The following is a 24,292-nucleotide window of genomic DNA, read 5'->3' on the forward strand; positions in this document are numbered from 1 at the left end:
TAAACTATCTGATTTTATGATGTGCTAAAACAAGATTGATATGGGTATATTGTGGAAGGATTTCCGAAACTTTTATGGAAGTAGTTAATATAGTTTTTGAAAGGGGTAATGGAAATGAAAATTTCTTATCACGGTCATTCTGTCGTCAAAATTATCACTAATGGAAAAACGATTTTAATTGATCCGTTTATTACAGGAAATAGCTTAACAGATTTAAAGGCCGAGGAAGTACATGCAGATGTGATTGTTTTAACGCATGGGCATAATGACCATGTCGGTGATACTGTGGCAATCGCGAAAAGGTGCGGATCGCTTGTTGTTGCTAATGCCGATCTGACTACATATCTTAGCTGGCAGGGCGTTGAAACACATGGAATGAATATCGGCGGAGCATGTCATTTTGATTTTGGAACAGTTAAACTGACCCAGGCCTTTCATGGTTCAGGCTACGCAACACACAACAATGAAATCATTTATTGCGGCATGCCGACAGGAGTTTTATTTAGCAGTGAAGGCAAAACCATTTACCATGCAGGCGATACTGGATTGTTTTCCGACATGAAGTTGATTGGTGAACGTAATCCAATTGATGTGGCCTTCCTTCCAATTGGCGATAATTTTACAATGGGGCCAGAGGATGCTGCCTATGCCGCTAAGCTATTGGAGGCAAAAACAGTGGTGCCAATTCACTACAATACATTCCCGCCAATCAAGCAGGATCCTAATCGATTCATTGAATTACTTGAAGAGAAAAACGGAAAAGTGTTAAACCCGGGCGAAGCAATCGAAATTTAACTACTTTTTTTCCTCCTTATAGCATAAAAATGAAACAAGCAGTCTGTTAAGGAGGAAGGAAGATGAAAAAGAATAGATATTTACTATGTATTTTACTGGCAGCACTTATGATGTATTTTGCGGTTCCGAGGCTTTCGGTAACGGCTGAGGGGACGCAAGGAATTTTTTCAATCGCTTGGCTTGGATTTGCTCTAATGGTCATTGCCGGAAATCTTACCGCGCTTCTTTATACACCAAAAAAGCACATCTCAAAGCAGCAATTGGGGCAATTAAAGAAGAAATCCCGCTCTTTTCATTAAGGAGCGGGATTTCTATTTAGAGAATCCGCATTGAATCAAGGCTTTTTTAACTTTATAATGAAATTGGAGACATTTTCGGATACGGATAGATTGGAATTTGATTATAAAGGGTGAAGGTCTTGGCGACAAAGCATGAACAAATTTTAGAATATATTGATGGACTGCCGATTGGGGAGAAAATCTCTGTCAGGCAAATTGCCAAAGCTATGAGTGTCAGCGAAGGAACTGCCTATCGTGCCATTAAAGAAGCCGAGAATAAAGGCTACGTCAGTACGATAGAACGGGTTGGCACGATTCGGATTGAACGGAAGAAAAAAGAAAATATTGAAAAGCTTACCTTTGCGGAAGTGGTCAACATTGTCGACGGTCAAGTATTGGGCGGAAGAACGGGACTGCATAAAACGCTTAATAAATTTGTGATCGGTGCTATGAAATTGGAAGCCATGATGCGCTACACTGAGGCGGGGAATCTATTAATTGTTGGAAATCGAACACAGGCCCATGAGCTTGCGTTGAAAGCTGGAGCAGCCGTACTCGTTACCGGAGGCTTTGACACGGAGGAGCAAGTTAAACGACTAGCAGACGAACTTGAGCTTCCGGTTATCTCTTCAAGCTACGACACTTTTACTGTCGCTACGATGATAAATCGGGCGATTTACGACCAATTAATTAAAAAAGAAATTATTTTAGTAGAAGATATCTTAACACCCTTATCGGAGACTTATTATTTAAAAACAACCGATAAGGTTTCAAGATGGCATGAATTAAACCAGCAAACGACACATAGCCGCTACCCTGTTGTTGACCATAACATGAGAATCCAGGGGATGGTAACAAGCAAAGATGTTTTGGGGCAGGATATGGATATAACGATTGATAAAATAATGACAAGGCAGCCTATGACTGTAAACGGTAAAACAAGTATTGCTTCAACGGCACATATGATGGTCTGGGAAGGTATTGAAGTACTTCCTGTAGCCGACGACTCCAATCACTTAGACGGGCTGATCAGCAGGCAGGATGTCCTGAAGGCACTGCAAATGAACCAGCGGCAGCCGCAGGTGGGGGTAACTCTTGATGATATTGTCACCAATCAGATAGGAATTTTACAGGGGAAAGATAAAGGGGAAGATGCTTTTACCTGTGAAGTGACCCCGCAAATGACAAATCACCTTGGGACCATTTCCTATGGTGTATTTACGACCATCGTCTCCGATGCCGCCAACCGAGTGCTGAAAAACTATAAAAAAGGCGATCTTGTCGTCGAAAATATGACAATTTACTTTATTAAACCGGTTCAAATGGAAAGCACATTGGAAATCTATCCAAGAGTGCTGGAAGTAGGTCGAAAGTTTGGAAAGGTAGACGTGGAAGTATTTAATGAAGGCGTTCTTGTCGGAAAAGCAATGATGATGTGCCAATTGATTGACAGATAACATGACAAATAGCCGCTTCCTTCGTATTCAGGGAGCGGCTATACTTATGTTACTTTTCTGTCTCAAGCATTTCAGCTTCTTCAATAGCAAACCGATGGTAATGCTTATATTTTTTGAATCCTACCCAACTAAATAAGACTCCATATATAATGAATATGGCTGCAACAATATAAGCTGCAGTTGAGGTGGAAAGGAAGATGGTATTAATCCCAAACATAAGGACAAAAAGCCCGAGGGCAATATTGGACTTAGCGGAAAGCCATTTCTTTTCAACAGGACGATTGCTCCGGATGTATTTTGTTTTATAAAATAAATAAAAAGCAAATAAAATAACGATAAGAAAAACCAAACCTAGCATCTAATGTTCCTCCAATTTTAAAAATCACCTAATATTTTACCTGTATTTGAAGGAAAATGCTACAATGTTCATAAAAGGATGGTTGAAAAGGAGAATATATGAAAGAGAAAATACTGGAAACAATCAAACAATATGACACGATTATTATCCATCGCCACGTTCGTCCTGATCCTGATGCCTATGGTTCACAGGGCGGATTGGCAGCTATCTTAAAGGCGTCTTTTCCGGAAAAGAATATTTATGCGGTAGGGCAGGAGGAGCCGACCCTCCACTTTATGAGGAGGCTAGATGAAGTCGCAGACGAAGTTTATGAGGGTGCACTGGTGATAGTCTGCGATACGGCCAATCAAGAAAGGATTGACGATAAGCGCTATACCAAGGGGGATATGCTGATTAAAATCGATCATCACCCAAATGAAGATCCGTATGGCCATTTATTGTGGGTCGATACGACTGCAAGCTCCTGCAGCGAAATGATTTATGAATTTTATTTAGATGGAAAAGAAAAAGGGCTAAAAATAAATGATGAAGCAGCAAGGCTGTTATTCGGCGGCATTGTCGGGGATACCGGAAGATTTCTGTTTCCGAGTACAACGGACAAGACATTTGCCTATGCGGGAGAGTTGATCCACTTTAATTTCTCGCGTACGGAGTTGTTTGACAGAATGTATGAACTAGAACCAAATATTGTTAAGTTAAATGGGTACATATTGCAGCACTTTGATATGCAAGAAAACGGCGTTGCAGCAGTTAGACTAACAAAGGACCTGCTTGAGGAATACCATGCAAGACCTGCAGAAGCGTCATTGTTAGTCAGTACTTTAGGGGATGTAAAAGGGATTAAAGCATGGGTTTTCTTCATTGAGGAAAGTGACCAAATAAGGGTGCGGCTTCGTTCAAAGGGACCGGTCATCAATGTGGTCGCCAGGAAGTTTAACGGAGGAGGTCATCCGTTAGCGGCAGGTGCTTCCATCTATTCTTGGGATGAAGTAGATAATGTACTTAGAGAACTACATGCAGTTTGTAAATAATACACAAAGAAACGGCCTGATGAGGCCGTTTCTTCATTCAGCGAATTCCATTTCCAACTGTATGGTCAGGGTGGTATAGATAACCATTTCCTTTACCTTAAGGCGATAGCGCTTTTCGTTTAATTCATATGGTTTGTTTTCAATGATTTTTTTCAGCATGTCTTTGCTTTTAGCGACTGTTTCCAAATCTTTTGCCAGTACGATTTTGATATCATCTCTGACGGCCTCTTCTGTTTGAAAAACACTGAACTGATCTAATTTATATTTCTCCCAGTTGGTTATTCGGATATTTATTTTTTCAATTGTGATTTTTCCTAAATTTTTATTATTCAATTCAGCGTAATCTTGTTGCCAAATTTTAACGTCGTCTTTTAACTCTGCTATATCCTTCTGCTGCTTTCTGATTAATTTCGCATTGTCCTCTTGAAAAACTCCATAAATATATAAAAATATGCACCAGCTGATGGCACCGCCGACGGCCATTCCGGAAATAAAACGCTGCCAGGAAGGTCTGCGGTAATAAGGAGGAATTCTCATGACGAAATATGCTCCTGGGTCAGCCAGTTAATAATCAGTGCACCTGTCTGGGCACCGCCCAAGGCCGAAAGAATTAATAGAAATTGTTTAAATAGGTCTTTCGTATCCGCGTTTAAAAAACCGCGTTCAAATGTATAAACCGTATCAAAAGTTCCTCCTATCGCCGCAACAATCGCCCAAATTCTAAGGGCGGATGATAATCGGTAAACCGTTGTTAATGGAGGCTGTCCAGTTATAAAGGAGGCAATCCCCCCAATAAGCGAACCTCCGAGCACAACTCCCAACGCAATAAAATAGCTTTCGATAAAAGCTGGAAAAAAACCAAGTTCTTTCATTCCTTCAACCGCCTTTGTCTAGCCAAATGATCTTTATACATTTATATGGACAAGTGCAATTTAATATGAGTTGGCAGTGAAAAATAGAACATATTTTCTTTTTTTCATATCAAGTTTTATAATGGAAGTAAGATAAAAGTAGAATGAGAGGTGCGACCGGATGTCTTTTATTCACCTTCATGTATATAGTGCCTATAGTTTATTGACCAGCACGGCGTCTGTATCCGATTTAGTGGAGAATGCCCGAAGCAAAGGATTTCGGACGCTGGCATTAACCGACCGGAATGTTATGTACGGGACGATTGAATTTTATAAGCTTTGCAAAAAACAACAAATAAAACCAATTATCGGACTGACGGTGGATATCGAAAGTGAACGGATGGAAGAAGGAACATATCCACTTGTGTTGTTAGCGGAAAATGACGCAGGCTATAAGAATCTATTAAAGATATCCAGTGCGGTGCAAACAAAGGCTGAAAATGGACTTCCTCACAAATGGCTCAAGGCTTATTCTAAGGGGCTCATTGCCATTACACCGGGAATAGAAGGGGAGATTGAGCAGGCTTTATTAACAAACGAAGTGGCTTTGGCCAAAGATCTTGCTCTTGAACTTTCTGGTATTTTTGGCCGCGGCAATTTTTATCTTGCCCTTCAAAACCATCAGCTTGAACAGGAAAAAACACTTAGAGAACAGCTCCTCCGGCTTTCAAAAGAATGGAATATCCCGCTCGCGGCCACTAATCAAGTCTATTATTTGGAAAAAGAAGATATGTTTGCTCATGAATGCCTGTTAGCCATTAAAAATGGTGACAAATTGCAGGACGACCATCGTCAGCAGCTGGGCAGTGACCAATTCTATTTAAAAAGTTCTGCTGAAATGGCTGAGTGCTTTGCAGATGTCCCGGAGGCGCTGGAAAATACGCTTAGGATTGCTGAACGTTGTAATATAAACATAAATTTAGACAAAACGTACCTGCCATCCTTTCCAACAGAAAACGGCATGCCGGCGAAAGAATATCTGGAAAAACTTTGTCAAAAAGGTTTAAAGGAAAGAATTTCGGAGGAACCATCAACGGAGTACTTGGACCGCCTGGCCTATGAATTGAATGTAATTAAGCGGATGCAGTTCAGCAATTATTTTTTAATTGTTTGGGATTTTATGAGATACGCACGGGAAAAGGGGATTTTAACCGGACCGGGCAGGGGATCTGCTGCGGGGTCCCTAGTCGCCTATGTATTATACATAACCGATGTTGACCCGCTTGAGCATCATCTGTTGTTTGAGAGATTTTTAAACCCTGAACGGATTTCCATGCCTGATATTGATATCGATTTTCCCGACCATCGCCGGGATGAGGTCATTGAATATGTGGCACAAAAATACGGTGAGCTGCATGTTGCGCAAATTGCTACATTTGGTACACTTGCTGCGAAAGCGGCCTTAAGGGATGTCGGAAGGGTGTTCGGTCTTAATACGAAAGAGTTGGATTATATGTCAAGGCTTATTCCTTCTCGCCCGGGTCTAACCTTAAAGGATGCCTATAAGGAATCGGAAGGTTTACGGAAGTTCATCCAGGAGACTCCTTTAAATAGCCGATTGTTTGATACAGCGCTGAAACTGGAAGGGCTGCCCCGTCACACCTCAACGCACGCTGCAGGTGTTGTCATCAGTGAGAAGCCGTTGATCGACTTAATTCCGATTCAGCAAGGATCAGGTGAGATTTTTTTAACCCAGTTTTCTATGGAATACTTAGAGGAACTGGGCCTGCTTAAAATGGACTTCTTGGGGCTTAGAAATTTATCGTTAATTGAAACGATCCTGTCTTCCATCTATCGCCACACAGGAAGGAGATTGGATATTGGCTCTATACCGCTTGATGATGCAAAAACCTTCAATCTATTAGCTCAAGGTGAAACAACAGGTATTTTTCAGCTTGAATCAGAGGGAATGAGGAAGGTGTTAACACGCCTGAAGCCGACTCGTTTTGAGGATATTGTCGCTGTCAACGCTTTGTACAGGCCAGGTCCGATGGAAAATATCCCGCTTTTTATTGACAGGAAGCATGGCCTGCAGAAAATTGATTATCCGCATCCTGACCTTCAGGCGATCCTTGAGAATACGTACGGCGTCATTGTCTATCAAGAACAAATTATGCAGATTGCATCCATCATGGCAGGATTTTCCCTTGGTGAAGCAGATCTGTTAAGAAGAGCGGTTGGGAAGAAACAAAAAGAAGTGTTGGATAAAGAGCGGCAGCATTTTGTCCAAGGCGCGCTGAAGAAGGGATACAGCGAAACCTTGGCGAATGAAATATATGATTTGATTGTCCGATTCGCCAATTATGGGTTTAATCGCAGCCATGCCGTGGCGTATAGCTTAATTGCCTATCAGCTCGCCTTTTTAAAAGCCAATTATCCGGTTCACTTTATGGCTGGCCTGCTTACCTCCGCCATCGGAAACGAGACGAAAATCGGCCAGTATATTTTAGAAGCAAAACAAAAGGAAATTGATATTCTGTCTCCTTCCATTAATTTGAGCAGTTATTTATTTCAAGTGGAGAAAGGAAAAATCCGCTATAGTCTGGGTGCCATCCGCGGGGTTGGGGCGGCTGCTTTGAAGGAAATTCTTCAAACGAGAAAACGAAAGAAGTTTAGCGATTTATTTGATTTTTGTATCAGGGTATCGGGAAAGGCAATCAATCGTAAAACACTTGAATATCTAGTCCATTCCGGCAGTTTTGATGAATTCGGGGAGGACCGGGCCGTCCTCTTGGCCAGTCTGGATGTTGCGATCGAGCATGCGCAAATATTTAAAACGGATGATACAAATCAAATTGATATGTTCGAGGATGAAATGATTCCGAAACCGAAATATGTGCAGGTTGATGAAATGACCCAACAAATAAAGCTTTCCTATGAAAAAGAGGCGCTTGGTTTATATCTTTCCAATCACCCAATCTCCATTTTTGAAAAAAAGCTTAGACGGGCAGGTGCTCAAGCCTTATTTCAATTAAATAGCCAGATCAGGAAGGCGCAAGCAGGAGTCTACATTACATCCAAAAAATCAATCCGGACGAAAAAAGGGGAATCAATGGCCTTTTTAACGATAAGCGATCCAACCGGTGAAATGGAGGCAGTCGTTTTTCCTGATGCATACCGAAAATATTCCCAATACTTAGGGGAAGGATGCTTTGCCCTGCTTGAAGGGAAAGTCGAAGAACGTGATGGAAAGCGGCAATTGATTATTCAACAAGTTACAGAAATCGAGAAATGGCTGGATGCGCATGCAGCAGTCAGACAGACTGTGCTATATTTAAAAATAACCCATGACAAGGAAGATGAAAGGACTCTTCAAGAATTAAACAAGCTTCTAAGTAGCAATAAGGGGAATGCAACGGTAGTCCTGCATTATGACACCACAAAGAAAACAGTAAGGTTAGGCGCGGAAAAAAATATTAACCCCCATCCGGAAATCATCCAATCCTTAAAGGATTTATTGGGTGGTCATAATGTAGTCTTGAAAGATTAAATCTTTACAACTTTGGAAGATATGTTATAGTGGTAAGGAGACATGTGTGGTCTGACCACCAATGTTAAAACGGGGAATTTATTTTATTTTTTTATTCATTTGCGGGGTGACAGTCTTGACTTTAAGAGAAGAAGCATTACATATGCATCGAATTAATAAAGGGAAATTAGAGTCGAAATCGAAGGTGCCAGTAAGAAATGCACAGGATTTAAGCTTAGCCTATTCTCCAGGGGTAGCAGAACCTTGTAAGGATATTTATGAAAAACCGGAAACTGTCTACGACTATACAATGAAAGGGAATATGGTTGCAGTTGTTTCTGACGGAACAGCCGTACTTGGACTTGGCAATATTGGCCCTGAAGCAGCGCTGCCGGTTATGGAGGGTAAAGCGGTCTTGTTTAAGAGCTTTGCAGGCGTCGATGCCTTTCCAATTTGTTTAAATACTACCGATGTAGACAAAATTGTTGAGACTGTTAAGCTTTTAGAACCTACCTTTGGCGGGGTAAATCTTGAAGATATTGCCGCCCCAAACTGCTTTGTCATTGAGGAAAGATTAAAGAAGGAAGCGAATATTCCAGTGTTCCATGATGACCAGCATGGAACAGCTATAGTAACTGTAGCTGGACTTGTCAATGCTTTAAAGCTGACAGGCAAGAAAATGACGGAAATTAAAGTCGTGGCTAACGGTGCAGGAGCAGCGGGGATTGCCATTATAAAATTATTATTTAGCTATGGTGTAAGAGATATCATCATGTGTGACACTAAAGGTGCGATATATGAAGGTCGTCCGGAAGGCATGAACAATGTTAAGGCTGAAGTGGCGAAGTATACGAACCGCGACAGCTTGGCAGGAAGCCTGAAGGATGTAATTAAGGGTGCAGATGTATTCATAGGTGTATCCGCTGCTGGTTCGTTAACCAAAGAAATGGTTGCATCCATGAATACGGATCCGATTATCTTTGCGATGGCAAATCCGGTACCGGAAATTATGCCTGATGAAGCGAAAGAAGCAGGGGCAAAAGTGGTGGGAACAGGACGTTCTGATTTTCCAAATCAGGTAAACAATGTTCTAGCATTCCCTGGGATTTTCCGGGGAGCACTTGATGTTCGCGCTACCCATATTAATGAAAAAATGAAAATTGCTGCAGTTGAAGCCATTGCTGGTTTAATTAAGGAAGAGGAAATCAATGCAGATTATGTCATTCCGGGACCATTTGACGCGCGGGTTGCTCCCAATGTAGCTGCCGCTGTGGCAAAAGCTGCAATGGAAACAGGTGTAGCACGAATAAAAGTAGATCCTGAAGATATAAAGGAAAAAACAAAAAGGCTCGCTCTAATTGGCAAAAGTGAGTGATTCTTTCGTGAGCAATTCTAAAGTGTACCTAGAGATTTTAAAACAGCTAAGAGAAATGATAACGGATGATGGACTAAAGCAGGGGGATAAAATTCCTTCGGAACGTGAACTGTCTGAGCGCCTGAATGTCGGGCGCTCTTCCGTTAGAGAAGCACTGAGAGCTTTGGAACTGTTAGGCTTAATTGAAACACGTCGGGGTGAGGGTACTTATCTTCGTGACTTCCGGGGAAATCAATTGGTCCAGCTTCTCAGCACGTTTATTTTGCAGGATGAAAAAGCAAAACTGGATGTCTTCGAAACAAAAAACTTTATCGAAATGGATGGTCTGCGCCTCGCACTGAAAAGAATGGACCAATCGAATATCGCTGCCGTGAAAGAATGGGTGACGGAGTCAGAAGGATTCCAGGATGATGAATTTTTTTATCAGATTTTTGAAGCCGCAGACAACCATCTTTTTTTTAAGATATGGGAAATCTTAAAGGATTACTATCATTCGTTATCTTCTTCTCCTGTAGAGTACAAGCGTGAAGACTATCTATATTTATTGGATGCAATGGCTGATAAAGACGAAATGAAGGTCCTTTTGGCATACGTTCAATTACGAAAATTGTCATCTGTCTAACGACAGAAAGCAACAGATTTTGAACCTTTTTTATTTTATAGTAAATTATACAAGCCCCTTTATAGGGCATTTTTAAATCCTTCAGTGGTCTGGCCACCTATCGGTATATGTATGAGAAAGCCAATTGTTAGAAAGACTGCTGATAGATTATCGTCATCAGCCAAAATTCCATACAAGGAGGTTTATTTTTTGGCGCTTAAAGATTTATTTTCCAAAAACCAGACAAAAAAGAAGAAATACGCAACCATTCCTACAGAAGCGGCGAAAAGCGACGTTCCTGAAGGAATAATGACAAAATGTCCTTCATGCAAAAAAATTATGTATACAAAAGAACTTTCAAAAAACTTAAAGGTTTGTCTTCATTGCGGACATCATTTTCCTATGAATTCAAAGGAGCGTATTGAAAGTTTTCTTGATGAAGGAAGCTTCGAGGAATTCAACGAAAATATGATTTCAAAGAATCCTTTGAATTTTCCCGACTATCTAGAAAAGGTTGAAAAGGACCGCAAAAAAACCAATATAAATGAAGCGGTTGTCACTGGGGTTGGTACAGTTAACGGCCATAAAGTCGTTGTGTCCGTTATGGATTCAACCTTCCGTATGGGCAGTATGGGATCGGTTGTCGGCGAAAAAATTACCTTAGCGATTGAAAAAGCGGATGAATTGTCCGTTCCATTCGTTATTTTTACAGCATCGGGCGGAGCCAGGATGCAGGAAGGTGCACTAAGTTTGATGCAAATGGCGAAAACAAGTGTTGCCTTAAAGAAATTCAGCGACAATGGCGGTTTAATCATTTCAATTATGACCCATCCAACAACTGGCGGGGTGTCTGCTAGCTTTGCATCATTGGGGGATTATAACCTTGCCGAACCTGGAGCATTAATCGGTTTTGCGGGACGCAGGGTGATTGAGCAGTCAATCCGTGAAAAATTGCCGGAAGACTTTCAAACAGCAGAGTTTTTGTTAAAACATGGGCAGCTTGATGCCATCATTTCCCGATTAGAATTGGCAGAGAAAATTGCAACGATACTTGATATCCATCAGCCAGGGGGTGTGTTTGAATGGCAGGCGAATTAGAATTTGAACGCCCAATCAATGAACTGAGAAAAAAAATAGCTGAGCTTAAGGAATTTACAGATACCACTGATGTGGATTTGAGTTCGGAAATCAATAAATTAGAGGCCCGGTTGGAGAAGCTGGAACGGGAAATATATGAAAATATTAAACCGTGGGACCGGGTGCAAATAGCCCGCCATCCTAACAGGCCAACAACCTTGGATTACATTTCCTATCTATTCGACGATTTCTTTGAATGCCATGGGGACAGGACTTTTGGCGATGATGAAGCGATTGTTGGCGGGATTGCCAAATTTAAAGGGTTGCCTGTCACTGTAATAGGCCATCAGCGGGGAAAGGATACGAAGGAAAATATCCGCAGAAACTTTGGAATGCCACATCCTGAGGGCTACAGAAAGGCTTTGCGGTTGATGAAGCAAGCTGATAAGTTCAACCGGCCGATTATTTGTTTTATTGATACGAAAGGCGCATACCCTGGTAAAGCAGCAGAAGAGCGGGGACAGAGTGAAGCAATTGCCCGTAACCTGTTTGAAATGGCAGGGTTGAAAGTACCAGTTATCTGTATTGTCATTGGTGAAGGCGGAAGCGGCGGCGCGCTTGGACTAGGTGTTGGCAACCGGATTTACATGCTTGAAAACTCCACCTACTCAGTCATTTCGCCTGAGGGAGCGGCGGCAATTTTATGGAAGGACGCTGCCTACGCTAAAAATGCGGCAGAATCTATGAAAATCACGGCGCCTGACCTAAAGGAACTAGGAGTTATCGATGATATCGTTCCAGAAATTAAGGGCGGTGCTCATAAGAATGTGCAAGGACAAGCTGCGGAAATTGAACCTGTCCTAATCAAATCCTTGGAGGAGCTTTTGAAGCTTTCTGCTGACCAATTAATTGCTGATCGATACAAGCGTTTTAGAACAATTGGAGAGTTTGGATTGATAAATGAATACATTGGAGTAAATTAGGGAAAATGCGTGCTCGTTTGGGCACGTTTTTTCGTTGGGCATTCACAAAAAGTTCATATAAAATTGGCTGTAAAACCCATGATAACGTTCTCATTATGATATGAAACGCTTTCAGTTAACGAACTATTCCGTCTATTCTAAAATGGCTATTGACATAGTTGTTATGGTTATTCCTTCGTGATATTTTATTAATATTCAAGGGTTTTATGTTAATAATAGAAGAAGGAAAACAAATGTAATTTTAAACCATCCTTCTTAAAGAGGCTTACATAGTACCTTTATCCTATTAATGAGGTGATTACCATGAAAAAAATTGGGGTGCTGACAAGCGGCGGGGATTCACCGGGAATGAACCCAGCAATCCGCGCTGTTGTCCGAAAAGCCATTTATCACAATGTTGAAGTTTATGGCATCTACGGTGGTTACTCAGGGTTAATTTGCGGCAATATAAAAAAGCTTGAGCTCGGTTCAGTTGGAGATATCATTCATCGCGGAGGAACAATGCTTCAATCGGCCCGCTGCCCGGAATTTAAAACAACAGGGGGCCAGCAAAAAGGAATTGAACAGTTAAAGGCTCATGGTATTGAAGGACTTGTCGTCATTGGCGGTGACGGGTCATATCGTGGTGCGAAGGCATTGACAGAGCTTGGCTATCCTTGTGTTGGTGTACCGGGTACGATTGATAATGACATTCCAGGAACTGATATGACAATCGGTTTTGACACGGCATTAAATACAGTCATTGATGCAATAGATAAAATTCGCGACACGGCTACCTCGCACGAAAGAACTTTTATTATTGAGGTAATGGGGCGAGATGCCGGTGATATTGCCTTGTGGGCAGGGCTTGCCGGAGGAGCGGAAACGATTCTGATTCCAGAAGAGAATTACAACATGGACGAGATTGCTGATCGTTTGAGAAAAGGTCAAGAACGTGGGAAAAAGCATAGTATTATTGTGGTCGCCGAAGGTGTATGCAGCGGGGGTGAGTTTGCTAAGCAGCTAAAGGATGCCACCAACCTCGATACAAGGGTATCAGTATTGGGACATATTCAACGTGGGGGTTCGCCAACTGCCGCAGATCGGGTGCTTGCCAGCAGATTGGGTGCGAGAGCAGTGGAACTTCTAATTGAGGGCAAAGGCGGCCGTGCTGTCGGTGTGGAGAATAACAAGCTTGTCGACTACGACATTATTGACGCTCTTGCCAAAAAACATACATTGGATCTTGAACTATTTAATCTTTCTAAAGAACTTTCGATTTAAAAAAGGGAGGGCAAGAAATGTTGCGCAAAACAAAAATTGTTTGTACGATTGGCCCTGCAAGTGAAAGTGTTGACAATTTAACACAATTAATGAATGCAGGAATGAATGTAGCACGATTAAATTTTTCTCATGGGAATTTTGAAGAACACGGCGCTAGAATCAAGAATATCCGTGAAGCAGCCGGTTTAACAGGTAAAACAGTTGCCATTTTGCTTGATACAAAGGGGCCTGAAATTCGTACCCACAATATGCAAAATGGAGCAATTGAACTGAAGTCCGGAGAAGAAATTATTGTATCAATGACCGAAGTGGAAGGAACCACAGAGAAATTTTCCGTTACATACGAAGGTTTAATTGATGATGTACAAGCAGGCTCCAAAATTCTGTTGGATGACGGTTTAATAGGGCTGGAAGTTATCAACATTGATCATTCTAAGGGTGAAATTAAGACGAAAATTTTAAACAGTGGTACATTGAAAAATAAAAAAGGTGTTAATGTGCCGGGAGTTTCAGTTAACCTGCCCGGTATTACAGAGAAGGATAAACAGGATATTTTATTTGGAATTGAGCAGGGCGTTGATTTTATTGCGGCCTCATTTGTTCGCCGTTCCAAGGATGTCTTGGAAATTCGCCAGCTTTTAGAAGAAAACCAGGCAACACATATCCAAATTATCCCTAAAATTGAAAACCAAGAAGGCGTCGATAATATTGATGAAATTCTTGAGGTTTCAGACGGACTGATGGTAGCACGCGGTGACCTTGGAGTAGAAATTCCTGCAGAAGAGGTTCCATTGGTGCAAAAATCTTTGATTAAGAAATGTAATGCCCTAGGTAAACCGGTTATTACTGCAACACAAATGCTTGATTCAATGCAAAGAAATCCAAGACCAACTCGTGCGGAAGCAAGTGACGTGGCCAATGCCATTTTTGATGGAACAGATGCTATTATGCTTTCTGGAGAAACTGCTGCAGGGCTATATCCGGTTGAAGCAGTGCAAACGATGCATAATATCGCTTCACGGGCTGAGCAGGCTCTGAACCATAAAGAAATCCTTTCACACCGCAGCAAGAATGCAGAACACAACCTAACTGATGCGATTGGTCAATCGGTTGCTCATACAGCATTAAATTTAGAGGTAAAGTCAATTATCACGCCAACTGAAAGCGGACATACAGCAAGGATGATTTCAAAATATCGTCCGAAGGCAGCGATCGTGGCAATTACTGCGGATGAATCAACCTGCAGGCGTCTGGCACTTGTCTGGGGAGTTTATCCACGGATGGGAAGAATGTGTACCACGACGGATGAAATGCTTGAAAGCGCCGTAGAGGAAAGCTTAAACAGCGGCATTGTTAAACACGGTGAGCTGGTGGTTATTACTGCTGGTGTTCCTGTCGGAGAAGCGGGAACAACGAATTTAATGAAAATCCATGTAGTGGGCGATATTATTACGAAGGGACAAGGGATTGGACGCAAGTCCGCTTTTGGAAAAGTCGTTATTGCCCATGATGCAAATGAAGCTACTGAAAAGGTAAAATCAGGTTCCATTCTTGTAACCATCGGCTCCGACCGGGAAATGGTTCCGGCCCTTGAGAAATGTGCCGCCCTTATTACAGAGGAAGGCGGCTTAACAAGCCATGCTGCTGTTGTTGGTTTAAACTTAGGTATTCCTGTTATTGTGGGAGTTGAAAATGCACTCAAACTGTTTAAGGAAGGCCAAGAAATCACGGTGGACGCATCAAGAGGCATTATTTATAACGGACATGCTAGTGTACTATAATAAAAAAACTCGCCAGCCGGCGAGTTTTTTTAGCTAATAAGAAAGTATAAATTCAACTACGCCTCATGAACCGTCCTATCGGACTTGCCAATCGGCGAGTTTTTATTTAGTTTTAAGCTTCTTTTCCCATGATAAACTTCCATAAATCATGAAAAACATTGGCCCTGTATAGCGTGCTTAGGATGACAAGAGTTACGGGACCGACAATTAATCCAAGAAAGCCGATTAGTTTAAAACCTACGAAAAGTGCAATTAGTGTTGCCAAAGGGTCTAGTCCGATGTTTGAAGAAAGGATTTTTGGCTCCATGATCTGTCTTTGAACCAACACGATTATGTAAAGGACACCAAGTCCAATGGCAAGCCCAACGTCGCCGCTTATAACTTCGTACACAATCCAAGGGACGAATACCGCTCCTGTACCAAGGTAGGGAATAATGTCGACTAGACCAGTCAAAAGGGCAATGGTAATGGCATAGTCCACACGAAGAATAAGCAATCCAACAAGAATGATAACCGTTGTTATGGAAATCAGCGTCAACTGCGCTCTAATAAAGCCGAAAAGCGCCTTTTTCAAATCAACAAATACTGTTTTTCCACTTGTTCTGGCTTTTTGTGGTAATAGCCTTCCACCCATCGCCTTTAAACGGTACCAATCCTTGCTGATGAAAAAGGTTGCCAACAAAGAGAAAATCAATACGGTTGCAGCATTTGGAATCCATGAAATAACATTAGGAATGCTGCCAAAAAAGCCTTGAATAAAGTTTCCGACAGTTGACCCTACCCTTTTGCCGATATTTTGAATATTGGTAATGATCGTGTCTTTCTGCCCGGGATTCAACTTATTAAAGACGCTAGTTAATTGATTGTACAAATCTGTAAAATAGTCTTCAAGGAATTTAATTAAAGTGTTTAAATGCTCTGGAATAACTTTAGCTAAGTAAGTTGCTCCGGTAACGATCTCGACTACCAGCAAAGTAAGCAAGCCGGCAAAGATGGCAAATATAATAATAAGAGCAACAAAAACAGCAAGTGCTCTTGGCATTTTTGTCTTATTTTCAAAAAGATTGACTAGCGGGTTTATAGCAAGTGCTATAATAAGGCCTATTAAAAATGGATAGGTTATTTTTGATAAATAGTAAAAGGAAAGCAGCCCTAAAACAACAACGCCGATAACAATTAAAAACCTAATGCTCCGGTTTATGTATTTGGGATTCAAAAGTAATAGACCTCCATTTTTTTAAAATCGCTTACTCTATTTTACCATTTTATTAATTTTTCTGCATATTTTTCCATCGCTTAAAATTTCTTCTTAAATTTATACGTTTAGTTATTAAAATTAGTTTCAGAGGAATATAGAAAAAAACTACTGGAGTTATTGTATTCCACATCATTGATAATGTTATGGTAAAATAACTTTAAGGGGGATTTGGTGAAAACACAGGCTGAAACTATGTGAAATGGCTCGTGTTTTTAGCGCCGTTTTTTTTGAAATAATATTTTTTTGCTATTTTCAATTCCTTTTCATTCACAAAAATCTGATTATTGTTTATAATAGGCTTGTAAGCAATATCTTTTTTTACATAAACCGTATAGGAATACTGGAATACTTGAAAAATTATTTATTCCTGTGAATGAAAGGGCATACAGACTTTTTGGTTTTAATCCGAGCAATCGCTCAGTCACCTAGGGTAATGATCAGTTTATCGGCGATGATTTTGCAGTGGAAATCTTCAAATTACTTTATGCCGTTTCTTTTTATCCTAGACTGAGGATTTTCCGGTTTAAAAGAATTAATGAAGCAGTGGGTAATGGGGAATTTTACAATGTAAAGGAGAGATTTTTGATGACAGTAACACGTGGTCTCGAAGGGATTGTGGCAACTACTTCTTCCATTAGTTCAATTATTGATGATACGCTGACATACGTTGGCTATAACATCGATGATTTAGCTGAAAATGCAAGCTTTGAAGAGGTTATTTATCTATTATGGCATCGCAAGCTGCCTAATTCAGAACAATTGGTTGAATTAAAGCAACAGCTTGCTGAAAGTGCTGCACTTCCACAGGAAGTAATTGAGCACTTTAAATTGTTCCCGGTTCAGACAGTACACCCAATGGCAGCACTTCGTTCAGCTGTTTCTTTATTAGGACTTTACGATACAGAAGCAGATGTAATGGAGAAGGAAGCTAATTATCGTAAAGCGATTCGTCTTCAAGCTAAAATGCCATCTATCGTGGCAGCTTTTGCGCGTATCAGAAAAGGACTAGAGCCAGTTGCACCTAGACAGGATTTGAGCTTTGCAGCGAATTTCTTATATATGCTTTCCGGTAAAGAACCGGAACAAATTGCAGTAGAGGCAATTGATAAAGCCCTGGTTCTACATGCCGACCACGAATTAAACGCTTCTACATTCACAGCCCGTGTCTGTGTTGCTACATTATCCGATGTATATTCTGGTATCACAGCAGCAATCGGAGCGTTAAAAGGACCTCTTCACGGAGGTGCAAATGAAGCGGTTATGAAAATGCTTACCGATATTGGTTCACTTGAAAACGTCGAGCCTTATATCCGCGGCAAGCTTGAGAATAAAGAAAAAATTATGGGCTTTGGCCACAGGGTTTACCGCCAAGGAGATCCTCGTGCCAAGCATTTAAAAGCAATGTCCAAAAAATTAACAGAACTAACTGGCGAACCACAATGGTACGATATGTCAGTGAAAATTGAGAGCATCGTAACCGGTGAAAAGAACCTGCCGCCAAACGTTGATTTCTATTCCGCATCTGTATATCACAGTTTAGGTGTTGACCATGACCTAATGACGCCAATTTTCGCTGTCAGCCGTGTATCCGGATGGCTTGCTCATATTTTAGAGCAATACGACAACAACCGTCTGATCCGCCCGCGTGCTGAATACACAGGTCCTGGAATGCAGAAATATATTCCAATCGAACAAAGAGGATAACATTTTACTTTTTTTCGAAAAATTGGTTAAATAAGATTTGGTAGAGGTTAGGGGTGGATACCTGCTAACCTTTACTTAAGTCTTTACCATATCATCAGGTTTTCACGTTTTTACATACTAGGAGGGAGAACTACCATGCAAGGTGAAAAAATCACGGTAACAAATGGAGTCTTAAACGTACCAAACAATCCAATTATCCCATTCATTGAGGGAGACGGCATCGGTCCAGATATTTGGGCTGCATCTGAGAGAGTTTTAAATGCAGCTGTTGAAAAAGCCTATAAAGGCGAGCGTAAATTAGTTTGGAAGGAAGTTCTTGCTGGAGAAAAAGCATTCAATCAAACTGGCGAATGGCTTCCAAAAGAAACTTTAGATGTAATTAATGAGTACCTAATTGCCATCAAAGGTCCACTTACTACTCCTGTTGGCGGAGGAATTCGTTCGTTAAACGTAGCTTTACGCCAAGAGCTAGATTTGTTTGTGTGCTTACGCCCTGTAAGATGGTTTGAAGGTGTTCCTTCACCAGTTAAGCGCCCGCAAGATACAGATATGGTTATCTTCCGTGAAAACACTGAAGATATTTATGCTGGTATCGAGTATGAAAAAGGAACTGAAGCAGCTAAAAAGGTAATCGACTTCCTTCAAAACGAAATGGGCGTAAATAAAATCAGATTCCCTGAAACTTCTGGTATCGGTATTAAGCCTGTTTCTCAAGAAGGTACAACACGTCTTGTCCGTGCTGCGATTAACTATGCAATTAAAGAAGGTCGTAAATCCGTTACACTCGTGCACAAAGGCAATATCATGAAATTTACAGAAGGCGCGTTTAAAAACTGGGGTTATGAGCTTGCAGAAAAGGAATTTGGCGATAAAGTCTTTACCTGGGCTCAATATGATCGCATTAAAGCTGAGCAAGGTTCAGATGCTGCTAACAAGGCGCAGGCTGATGCTGAAGCTGCTGGCAAGATTATCGTGAAAGATGCGATTGCTGATATCTTCTTACAACAAATCCTAACTCGTCCTCGTGAGTTCGATGTTGTGGCTACAATGAACTTAAACGGCGACTTCATTTCAGATGCACTTGCAGCACAAGTTGGCGGTATCGGGATTGCTCCAGGAGCTAACATCAACTATGAAACTGGACACGCAATCTTCGAAGCAACACACGGTACTGCACCGAAGTATGCAGGTCTTGATAAAGTAAATCCTTCATCGGTCATTTTATCAGGTGTACTACTGCTTGAGCACTTGGGCTGGAATGAAGCAGCTTCAATGGTCATTAAATCAGTGGAAAAAACTATTGCTTCAAAAGTAGTTACTTATGACTTCGCTCGTTTAATGGAAGGCGCAACTGAAGTTAAAACTTCTGAATTTGGTGACGAACTAATTAAGAACATGGAATAAGAAAAGCTAATGTGATAACAACAAAGTGTATTTAGGGCTGTTTTTATAACAGCCCTTTATTTAAAAAGTTCATTCAAAAAGGGGAGAAAAAGTATGTCATTAAAACGTAAAAAGGTTTCTGTAATTGGCGGAGGTTTTACTGGAGCAACTACTGCATTTTTGCTTGCCCAAAAAGAGCTTGGTGATGTTGTATTAGTTGATATTCCGCAAATGGAAAATCCCACTAAAGGGAAAGCGTTAGATATGCTTGAAGCAAGCCCTGTTCAAGGATTTGATGCCAATATTACCGGAACATCAAATTATGAAGATACGAAAGACTCAGACATCGTTGTTATCACAGCAGGTATCGCACGCAAACCGGGCATGAGCCGTGATGATTTAGTGCAAACAAACCAAAAAGTAATGAAAGCTGTTACCTCTGAAATCGCAAAATATTCTCCAAACTGTACCATCCTTGTATTAACGAACCCGGTGGATGCCATGACCTACACTGTGTTTAAGGAATCTGGTTTCCCTAAAAACCGTGTAATCGGTCAATCCGGTGTACTTGATACAGCTCGTTTCCGCACCTTTGTTGCACAAGAATTAAACATCTCTGTTAAAGATATTACAGGCTTCGTACTAGGCGGCCATGGGGATGACATGGTTCCGCTTGTACGGTATTCTTATGCCGGTGGTATCCCATTAGAAACTCTAATTCCAAAAGATCGGTTAGAAGCAATTGTTGAACGCACAAGAAAAGGCGGCGGTGAAATCGTTAACCTTCTTGGTAACGGAAGTGCCTACTATGCCCCTGCAGCCTCATTGGTTGAAATGTGTGAAGCGATTTTAAAAGACCAACGCCGTGTATTACCTTCTATCGCTTACCTTGAAGGTGAATATGGTTATGAAGGCATTTATTTGGGTGTACCGACTATCCTAGGTGCCAATGGTATTGAAAAAGTAATCGAACTTGACCTGACTGCAGATGAAAAAGCTGCGTTAGATAAATCGGTTGAATCTGTCCGCAATGTCATGAATGTCTTAGTTTAATATTAATGCTTTGGTATTCGGGAAGGGCGAAAAGGCCTTCCCGAATTTTCCTGAGTTTATGAAATCGTTTTCAATGGAGGTTTGTGATGCTTTTAGGAAAAAAACGTAAGCTAGGAAGAAGAATTGAAGAAATTACCGTTGGGGAAAAACTCTCCTTCTCGGAGAAGGTGGAGGATAAAGACCTTCTTTTATATTTAGGAATAACCGACGATGCTAATCCACTCTACATACAGCACGACTATGCTTCACAGACCCCTTTTGAAAAGCCGATTGTTCCAAGCGTTATGCTGACAGGGATGATAACTTCAGCCATCTCAAAATATCTCCCTGGTCCGGGAAGTCATGTAATGAGCCAAACGATTGAATTTACAAAGCCTGTTTACCATTATTCAACAGTTGAATTTCTATTTGAAGTAATCGAGGTAAATCGTGAAGGGCATTTTGTTGCTATTCGTGTTTCGGCATTCAACGAAAAAAACGAAACGGTTATCACCGGTGTGCTTAAAGTCTGTCCGCCATATCGTCTGGAAGAAATCCATGCCAGAGCATTAGATAATTTTTAATAGGAACAGCTTTATTCTTCTAATTATAATTGCTGGTTTTTATTAATAGATAGTCTCCGCTGACGGGCCTGTTGCTTTCCGCTCCGGGCACTCGCTTTCCGCGGGGAGGTCCTGGAGCCTCCTCGGCGCCTTGGCGCCTGTGGGGTCTCCAGTGACCTCTATATCCCGCAGGAGTCGAGTGCCCTCCGCTCCAATCAACAGGGAGGTAAATCAACTAAAAGTATTGCAACACACTTTTTCTAAGATTGCTAAGTGTGTTGCAATACTTTTTATTATTTTCCCAAGTTGGGTATGGAGTGTAGGATTACTTGCATTCTTCAATCTCTCTAACCAGCATTAACAAAGCCTTTCCAGCCATATTGTCTCCGAAGCTTTGGTCAAGACAACAGAACAACCTCTTTTTTTATTTTTTATTGTGAGTTTACGGTCTTTATTAAATACACCTGTTGATTGGAGCGGAAGGCGCGAAGACTCCTGCGGGAGTACGGGGCAGGGGAGACCCCGCAGGAGCGATAGCTCCGAGGAGGCTCCCCGGCACGCCCGCGGAAAGCGAAGCGCCTGGAGCGCAAATCAACAGACCTGTTGAAAAACCTTTAAACTAATAACATCATAAAAAATTAACGCGTTGAAATTGTTAAAGATTGGGGTGAACTAAAAGGATATCGAAAGTTATTCAACAGCATGAGGAATGTGCAGATACACATTCCTTTTCGTATTTTCAGTGCGAGTTATCCGATAAAGGTTTTCTTTTCGGATTTATATTATAATAATGTTAAATGAAGGAAAGAGAGAAGCGAAATCGGAGGGCCTTACGATGAAAACAAAGGTATTGGTAGTTGATGACGAACACTCTATTGTGACACTTCTAAAATACAATTTGGAACAGGCGGGATATGAGGTAATTACCGCAATGGATGGGGAAGAAGGGCGGCAGCTAGCTGTACAGGAATCACCAGACATCATCCTGCTGGATTTAATGCTTCCTAAAATGGATGGTATGGAAGTGTGCAAGCAGCTTCGGCAAGAGCGTATAATGACACCTATATTGATGTTAACGGCAAAAGATGAAGAGCTTGATAAAATCTTGGGCTTGGAGCTTGGCGCGGATGACTATATGGTGAAGCCGTTCAGTCCAAGGGAAGTGATTGCACGTGTTAAGGCGATTCTTAGAAGAACTTATTTGCAGACGGATGCGGGAGACCCAAGCCCAAAAGAAGATTCATTGATTACGATTGGAAAAATAACTATTTTTCCGGGAAAATATGAAGCATTTATTGAGGGGAATTTGCTTGAGCTAACTCTTAAAGAATTCGAATTGCTGCACTACCTTGCCCAAAACAAAGGAAATGTCTTAACCCGGGATCAATTATTAAGTGCTGTTTGGAATTATGACTTTGCTGGCGATACTAGGATAGTCGATGTACATATTTCTCATTTAAGAGAAAAAATTGAAAAGGATACCAGAAAACCGGCTTATATAAAAACTATTCGCGGACTTGGTTACAAATTGGAGGAGCCAAAAGAAGAATGACAAAGTTTCGAACTAAACTTTTGTTTTCTTTAATTATATTAATTTTTTCAGAGTTAATCGGATTGGGAATTCTGTTCGGCCAGTTGTTCCATAGCTATTTTGTACATTCATTTAATGAAAGGCAAATATGGTGGATCCTATCCGTCAGTCTTTTAATTGACCTTATCATCATTGTTTATCTCGGAATCCGAATTTCCAGCAGATATATAAAGCCGATAAAGTCTGTGACAAATGTAGCGGTTGAACTCTCAAAGGGAAATTACCGTGCCCGGACAACTGTTGACAGAAATGATGAAGCTGGGATGCTAGCTGTCACCATTAACAGGCTGGCAGAAAATCTTCAGGAACTCAAAAAAATGCAGGAAATGCAGCAGGACCGTTTGAAGGCATTAATTGAGAACATGGGAGCAGGTTTAATTCTTATTGACAGCCGAGGGTATATTAATTTAATTAATAAAGGCTATATTGAACTATTCCAAGTAGAACCATCTGATTATTTAAATAAGCTTTATTATGAGGTTCTTCAGGATAAAGAACTATGCCAGATCATAGCAGAGGTTTTCCGGACAGAACAAAAAGCAAGAAAGCAGCTGCTTATCCCATTGCAAATTGAAAGAAGATATTTTGATGTATACGGTGTTCCAATCATTGGGAAAAACAATGTCTGGAAAGGAATTTTACTCGTTTTTCATGACATTACGGAAATGAAAAAGCTCGAACAAACGCGAAAAGACTTTGTCGCCAACGTTTCGCATGAACTAAAAACACCAGTCACATCAATTAAAGGTTTTTCAGAAACTCTTCTGGATGGAGCAATGAATGACAAAGAGACATTGGAATCATTTCTTTCTATTATTTTAAAAGAAAGCGATCGGCTACAATCCCTAATCCATGACCTGCTAGAACTTTCAAAGATTGAGCAGCATAACTTCCTGTTAAACATTAATGAATTGGATTTATTCGAGCTGCTAGAGGACGTCATTACTCTATTATCCGGTAAAGCACAAGCGAAAAACATTCAGCTTGAGCTTGTCAGCGAGCAAAAAAGTGCCAGCCTAAAAGGTGATATTGACCGATTAAAGCAAGTTTTTATTAATCTAATAGGGAACGCCATTACCTATACACCTTTAGAAGGAGTGGTAAAGGTATTACTCGTTGAAGAGGACGAAGTTGTCCGTGTTCATGTTAAGGACTCCGGTGTAGGGATAAAGAAGGATGAAATTCCCCGGATTTTTGAACGTTTTTACCGGGTCGACCGGGCCAGAGATCGAAATTCAGGCGGGACAGGCCTTGGTTTGGCCATCGTGAAACATTTGATTGAGGCACACCATGGAAATATTAGAGTGAAAAGTGATTTAGGAAGCGGCAGCGAGTTTATAATCGAACTGCCGAAGAACGTGAACTATTTTTTAGGAAGGTGA

21 protein-coding genes are annotated in these 24,292 nt (G+C 41.1%); 17 read left to right on the top strand and 4 right to left on the bottom strand.

The annotated features are described in order from the left end of the window. Window positions 1-114: 114 nt before the first annotated feature. The 3 genes from ACNQGS_RS05285 (at window position 115) to ACNQGS_RS05295 (ending at window position 2,530) form a co-directional block, all read left to right on the top strand. Window positions 115-795 carry a metal-dependent hydrolase gene (locus ACNQGS_RS05285; protein WP_491486431.1) on the top strand — a complete coding sequence of 227 codons (681 nt, stop codon included), beginning with the start codon at window positions 115-117 and terminating at the stop codon, window positions 793-795. Window positions 796-857: 62 nt separating this feature from the next. Continuing rightward, on the top strand, window positions 858-1,094 hold the full coding sequence (locus tag ACNQGS_RS05290) for a hypothetical protein (RefSeq protein WP_491486432.1): 237 nt from the start codon (window positions 858-860) through the stop codon (window positions 1,092-1,094). A 119-nt stretch (window positions 1,095-1,213) separates the two neighbouring features. Then, entirely contained in the window at window positions 1,214-2,530 is a 1,317-nt protein-coding gene (locus tag ACNQGS_RS05295; protein WP_491486433.1) for a DRTGG domain-containing protein, read from the top strand. A gap of 49 nt (window positions 2,531-2,579) precedes the next feature. Here ACNQGS_RS05295 and ACNQGS_RS05300 read toward each other — a convergent pair whose 3' ends face one another. After that, on the bottom strand, window positions 2,580-2,888 hold the full coding sequence (locus tag ACNQGS_RS05300) for a YtpI family protein (protein WP_491486434.1): 309 nt from the start codon (window positions 2,886-2,888) through the stop codon (window positions 2,580-2,582). Window positions 2,889-2,986: 98 nt separating this feature from the next. On the opposite strand from ACNQGS_RS05300, the gene ACNQGS_RS05305 reads away from it, so the two are divergent. Next, entirely contained in the window at window positions 2,987-3,919 is a 933-nt protein-coding gene (locus tag ACNQGS_RS05305; RefSeq protein WP_491486435.1) for a DHH family phosphoesterase, read from the top strand. Window positions 3,920-3,952: 33 nt separating this feature from the next. On the opposite strand, the gene ytrI is transcribed toward ACNQGS_RS05305, so the two are convergent. Together ytrI and ytrH are read right to left on the bottom strand one after the other, a co-directional pair. Beyond that, window positions 3,953-4,456, bottom strand: a complete 504-nt coding sequence (gene ytrI, locus ACNQGS_RS05310) for a sporulation membrane protein YtrI (RefSeq protein ID WP_213119916.1) — start codon at window positions 4,454-4,456, stop codon at window positions 3,953-3,955. Continuing rightward, the gene (gene ytrH / locus ACNQGS_RS05315; RefSeq protein ID WP_213144620.1) at window positions 4,453-4,791 is read right to left on the bottom strand and encodes a sporulation membrane protein YtrH; all 339 of its coding nucleotides are present in this window, start codon (window positions 4,789-4,791) and stop codon (window positions 4,453-4,455) included. Before ytrH ends, ytrI begins: the two co-directional genes overlap by 4 nt. Before the next feature lie 160 nt (window positions 4,792-4,951). Here ytrH and dnaE point away from each other — a divergent pair, with 160 nt between their 5' ends. The 7 genes from dnaE (at window position 4,952) to pyk (ending at window position 15,379) form a co-directional block, all read left to right on the top strand. Then, the gene (dnaE, locus tag ACNQGS_RS05320) at window positions 4,952-8,320 is read left to right on the top strand and encodes a DNA polymerase III subunit alpha (RefSeq protein ID WP_491486436.1); all 3,369 of its coding nucleotides are present in this window, start codon (window positions 4,952-4,954) and stop codon (window positions 8,318-8,320) included. A gap of 115 nt (window positions 8,321-8,435) precedes the next feature. Further along, window positions 8,436-9,674: an NADP-dependent malic enzyme gene (ystJ, locus tag ACNQGS_RS05325; RefSeq protein ID WP_491486472.1), complete on the top strand. Its 1,239-nt coding sequence runs from the start codon at window positions 8,436-8,438 to the stop codon at window positions 9,672-9,674. Window positions 9,675-9,729: 55 nt separating this feature from the next. Continuing rightward, window positions 9,730-10,296, top strand: coding sequence for a FadR/GntR family transcriptional regulator (locus ACNQGS_RS05330; RefSeq protein WP_491486473.1), 567 nt, complete (start codon window positions 9,730-9,732; stop codon window positions 10,294-10,296). A gap of 189 nt (window positions 10,297-10,485) precedes the next feature. Next, complete coding sequence (gene accD / locus ACNQGS_RS05335) at window positions 10,486-11,373, top strand: acetyl-CoA carboxylase, carboxyltransferase subunit beta (protein WP_423799293.1); 888 nt, start codon at window positions 10,486-10,488, stop codon at window positions 11,371-11,373. Further along, window positions 11,358-12,335, top strand: coding sequence for an acetyl-CoA carboxylase carboxyl transferase subunit alpha (accA, locus tag ACNQGS_RS05340; protein WP_213144624.1), 978 nt, complete (start codon window positions 11,358-11,360; stop codon window positions 12,333-12,335). Before accD ends, accA begins: the two co-directional genes overlap by 16 nt. A gap of 303 nt (window positions 12,336-12,638) precedes the next feature. Further along, entirely contained in the window at window positions 12,639-13,598 is a 960-nt protein-coding gene (pfkA, locus tag ACNQGS_RS05345) for a 6-phosphofructokinase (RefSeq protein ID WP_423799292.1), read from the top strand. A 20-nt stretch (window positions 13,599-13,618) separates the two neighbouring features. Next, window positions 13,619-15,379, top strand: coding sequence for a pyruvate kinase (gene pyk / locus ACNQGS_RS05350; RefSeq protein ID WP_491486474.1), 1,761 nt, complete (start codon window positions 13,619-13,621; stop codon window positions 15,377-15,379). Between the two features lie 112 nt (window positions 15,380-15,491). Here pyk and ytvI read toward each other — a convergent pair whose 3' ends face one another. Next, window positions 15,492-16,595 carry a sporulation integral membrane protein YtvI gene (ytvI, locus tag ACNQGS_RS05355; protein WP_491486437.1) on the bottom strand — a complete coding sequence of 368 codons (1,104 nt, stop codon included), beginning with the start codon at window positions 16,593-16,595 and terminating at the stop codon, window positions 15,492-15,494. Window positions 16,596-17,222: 627 nt separating this feature from the next. Here ytvI and citZ point away from each other — a divergent pair. The 6 genes from citZ to pnpS all read left to right on the top strand — a co-directional run bounded on the left by citZ (window position 17,223) and on the right by pnpS (window position 24,292). After that, window positions 17,223-18,341 (top strand): citrate synthase, encoded by a 1,119-nt coding sequence (gene citZ / locus ACNQGS_RS05360; RefSeq protein WP_491486438.1) that lies wholly within the window; start codon window positions 17,223-17,225, stop codon window positions 18,339-18,341. A gap of 135 nt (window positions 18,342-18,476) precedes the next feature. Next, entirely contained in the window at window positions 18,477-19,745 is a 1,269-nt protein-coding gene (icd, locus tag ACNQGS_RS05365) for an NADP-dependent isocitrate dehydrogenase (protein ID WP_491486439.1), read from the top strand. Between the two features lie 93 nt (window positions 19,746-19,838). Beyond that, complete coding sequence (gene mdh, locus ACNQGS_RS05370; protein ID WP_491486440.1) at window positions 19,839-20,777, top strand: malate dehydrogenase; 939 nt, start codon at window positions 19,839-19,841, stop codon at window positions 20,775-20,777. An 86-nt stretch (window positions 20,778-20,863) separates the two neighbouring features. Next, window positions 20,864-21,340, top strand: a complete 477-nt coding sequence (locus ACNQGS_RS05375) for a MaoC/PaaZ C-terminal domain-containing protein (RefSeq protein ID WP_491486441.1) — start codon at window positions 20,864-20,866, stop codon at window positions 21,338-21,340. 814 nt (window positions 21,341-22,154) lie between these two features. Continuing rightward, complete coding sequence (locus tag ACNQGS_RS05380) at window positions 22,155-22,871, top strand: response regulator transcription factor (RefSeq protein ID WP_213144630.1); 717 nt, start codon at window positions 22,155-22,157, stop codon at window positions 22,869-22,871. Next, complete coding sequence (gene pnpS / locus ACNQGS_RS05385; protein ID WP_491486442.1) at window positions 22,868-24,292, top strand: two-component system histidine kinase PnpS; 1,425 nt, start codon at window positions 22,868-22,870, stop codon at window positions 24,290-24,292. The genes ACNQGS_RS05380 and pnpS overlap by 4 nt, the downstream gene beginning before the upstream one ends.

The sequence above is a fragment of the Neobacillus sp. PVCKKU3 genome (assembly GCF_058323225.1).

Bases quoted from the DNA above. Each gene is read 5' to 3' on its own strand.
- accA (WP_213144624.1), top strand. From the start codon at position 11,358: ATGGCAGGCGAATTAGAATTTGAACGCCCAATCAATGAACTGAGAAAA.
- ACNQGS_RS05285 (WP_491486431.1), top strand. From the start codon at position 115: ATGAAAATTTCTTATCACGGTCATTCTGTCGTCAAAATTATCACTAAT.
- ytrH (WP_213144620.1), bottom strand. From the start codon at position 4,791: ATGAAAGAACTTGGTTTTTTTCCAGCTTTTATCGAAAGCTATTTTATT.
- pnpS (WP_491486442.1), top strand. From the start codon at position 22,868: ATGACAAAGTTTCGAACTAAACTTTTGTTTTCTTTAATTATATTAATT.
- ACNQGS_RS05375 (WP_491486441.1), top strand. From the start codon at position 20,864: ATGCTTTTAGGAAAAAAACGTAAGCTAGGAAGAAGAATTGAAGAAATT.
- ACNQGS_RS05290 (WP_491486432.1), top strand. From the start codon at position 858: ATGAAAAAGAATAGATATTTACTATGTATTTTACTGGCAGCACTTATG.
- ACNQGS_RS05330 (WP_491486473.1), top strand. From the start codon at position 9,730: ATGATAACGGATGATGGACTAAAGCAGGGGGATAAAATTCCTTCGGAA.
- pfkA (WP_423799292.1), top strand. From the start codon at position 12,639: ATGAAAAAAATTGGGGTGCTGACAAGCGGCGGGGATTCACCGGGAATG.
- ACNQGS_RS05380 (WP_213144630.1), top strand. From the start codon at position 22,155: ATGAAAACAAAGGTATTGGTAGTTGATGACGAACACTCTATTGTGACA.
- dnaE (WP_491486436.1), top strand. From the start codon at position 4,952: ATGTCTTTTATTCACCTTCATGTATATAGTGCCTATAGTTTATTGACC.
- mdh (WP_491486440.1), top strand. From the start codon at position 19,839: ATGTCATTAAAACGTAAAAAGGTTTCTGTAATTGGCGGAGGTTTTACT.
- ytrI (WP_213119916.1), bottom strand. From the start codon at position 4,456: ATGAGAATTCCTCCTTATTACCGCAGACCTTCCTGGCAGCGTTTTATT.
- citZ (WP_491486438.1), top strand. From the start codon at position 17,223: ATGACAGTAACACGTGGTCTCGAAGGGATTGTGGCAACTACTTCTTCC.
- icd (WP_491486439.1), top strand. From the start codon at position 18,477: ATGCAAGGTGAAAAAATCACGGTAACAAATGGAGTCTTAAACGTACCA.
- ACNQGS_RS05300 (WP_491486434.1), bottom strand. From the start codon at position 2,888: ATGCTAGGTTTGGTTTTTCTTATCGTTATTTTATTTGCTTTTTATTTA.
- ACNQGS_RS05305 (WP_491486435.1), top strand. From the start codon at position 2,987: ATGAAAGAGAAAATACTGGAAACAATCAAACAATATGACACGATTATT.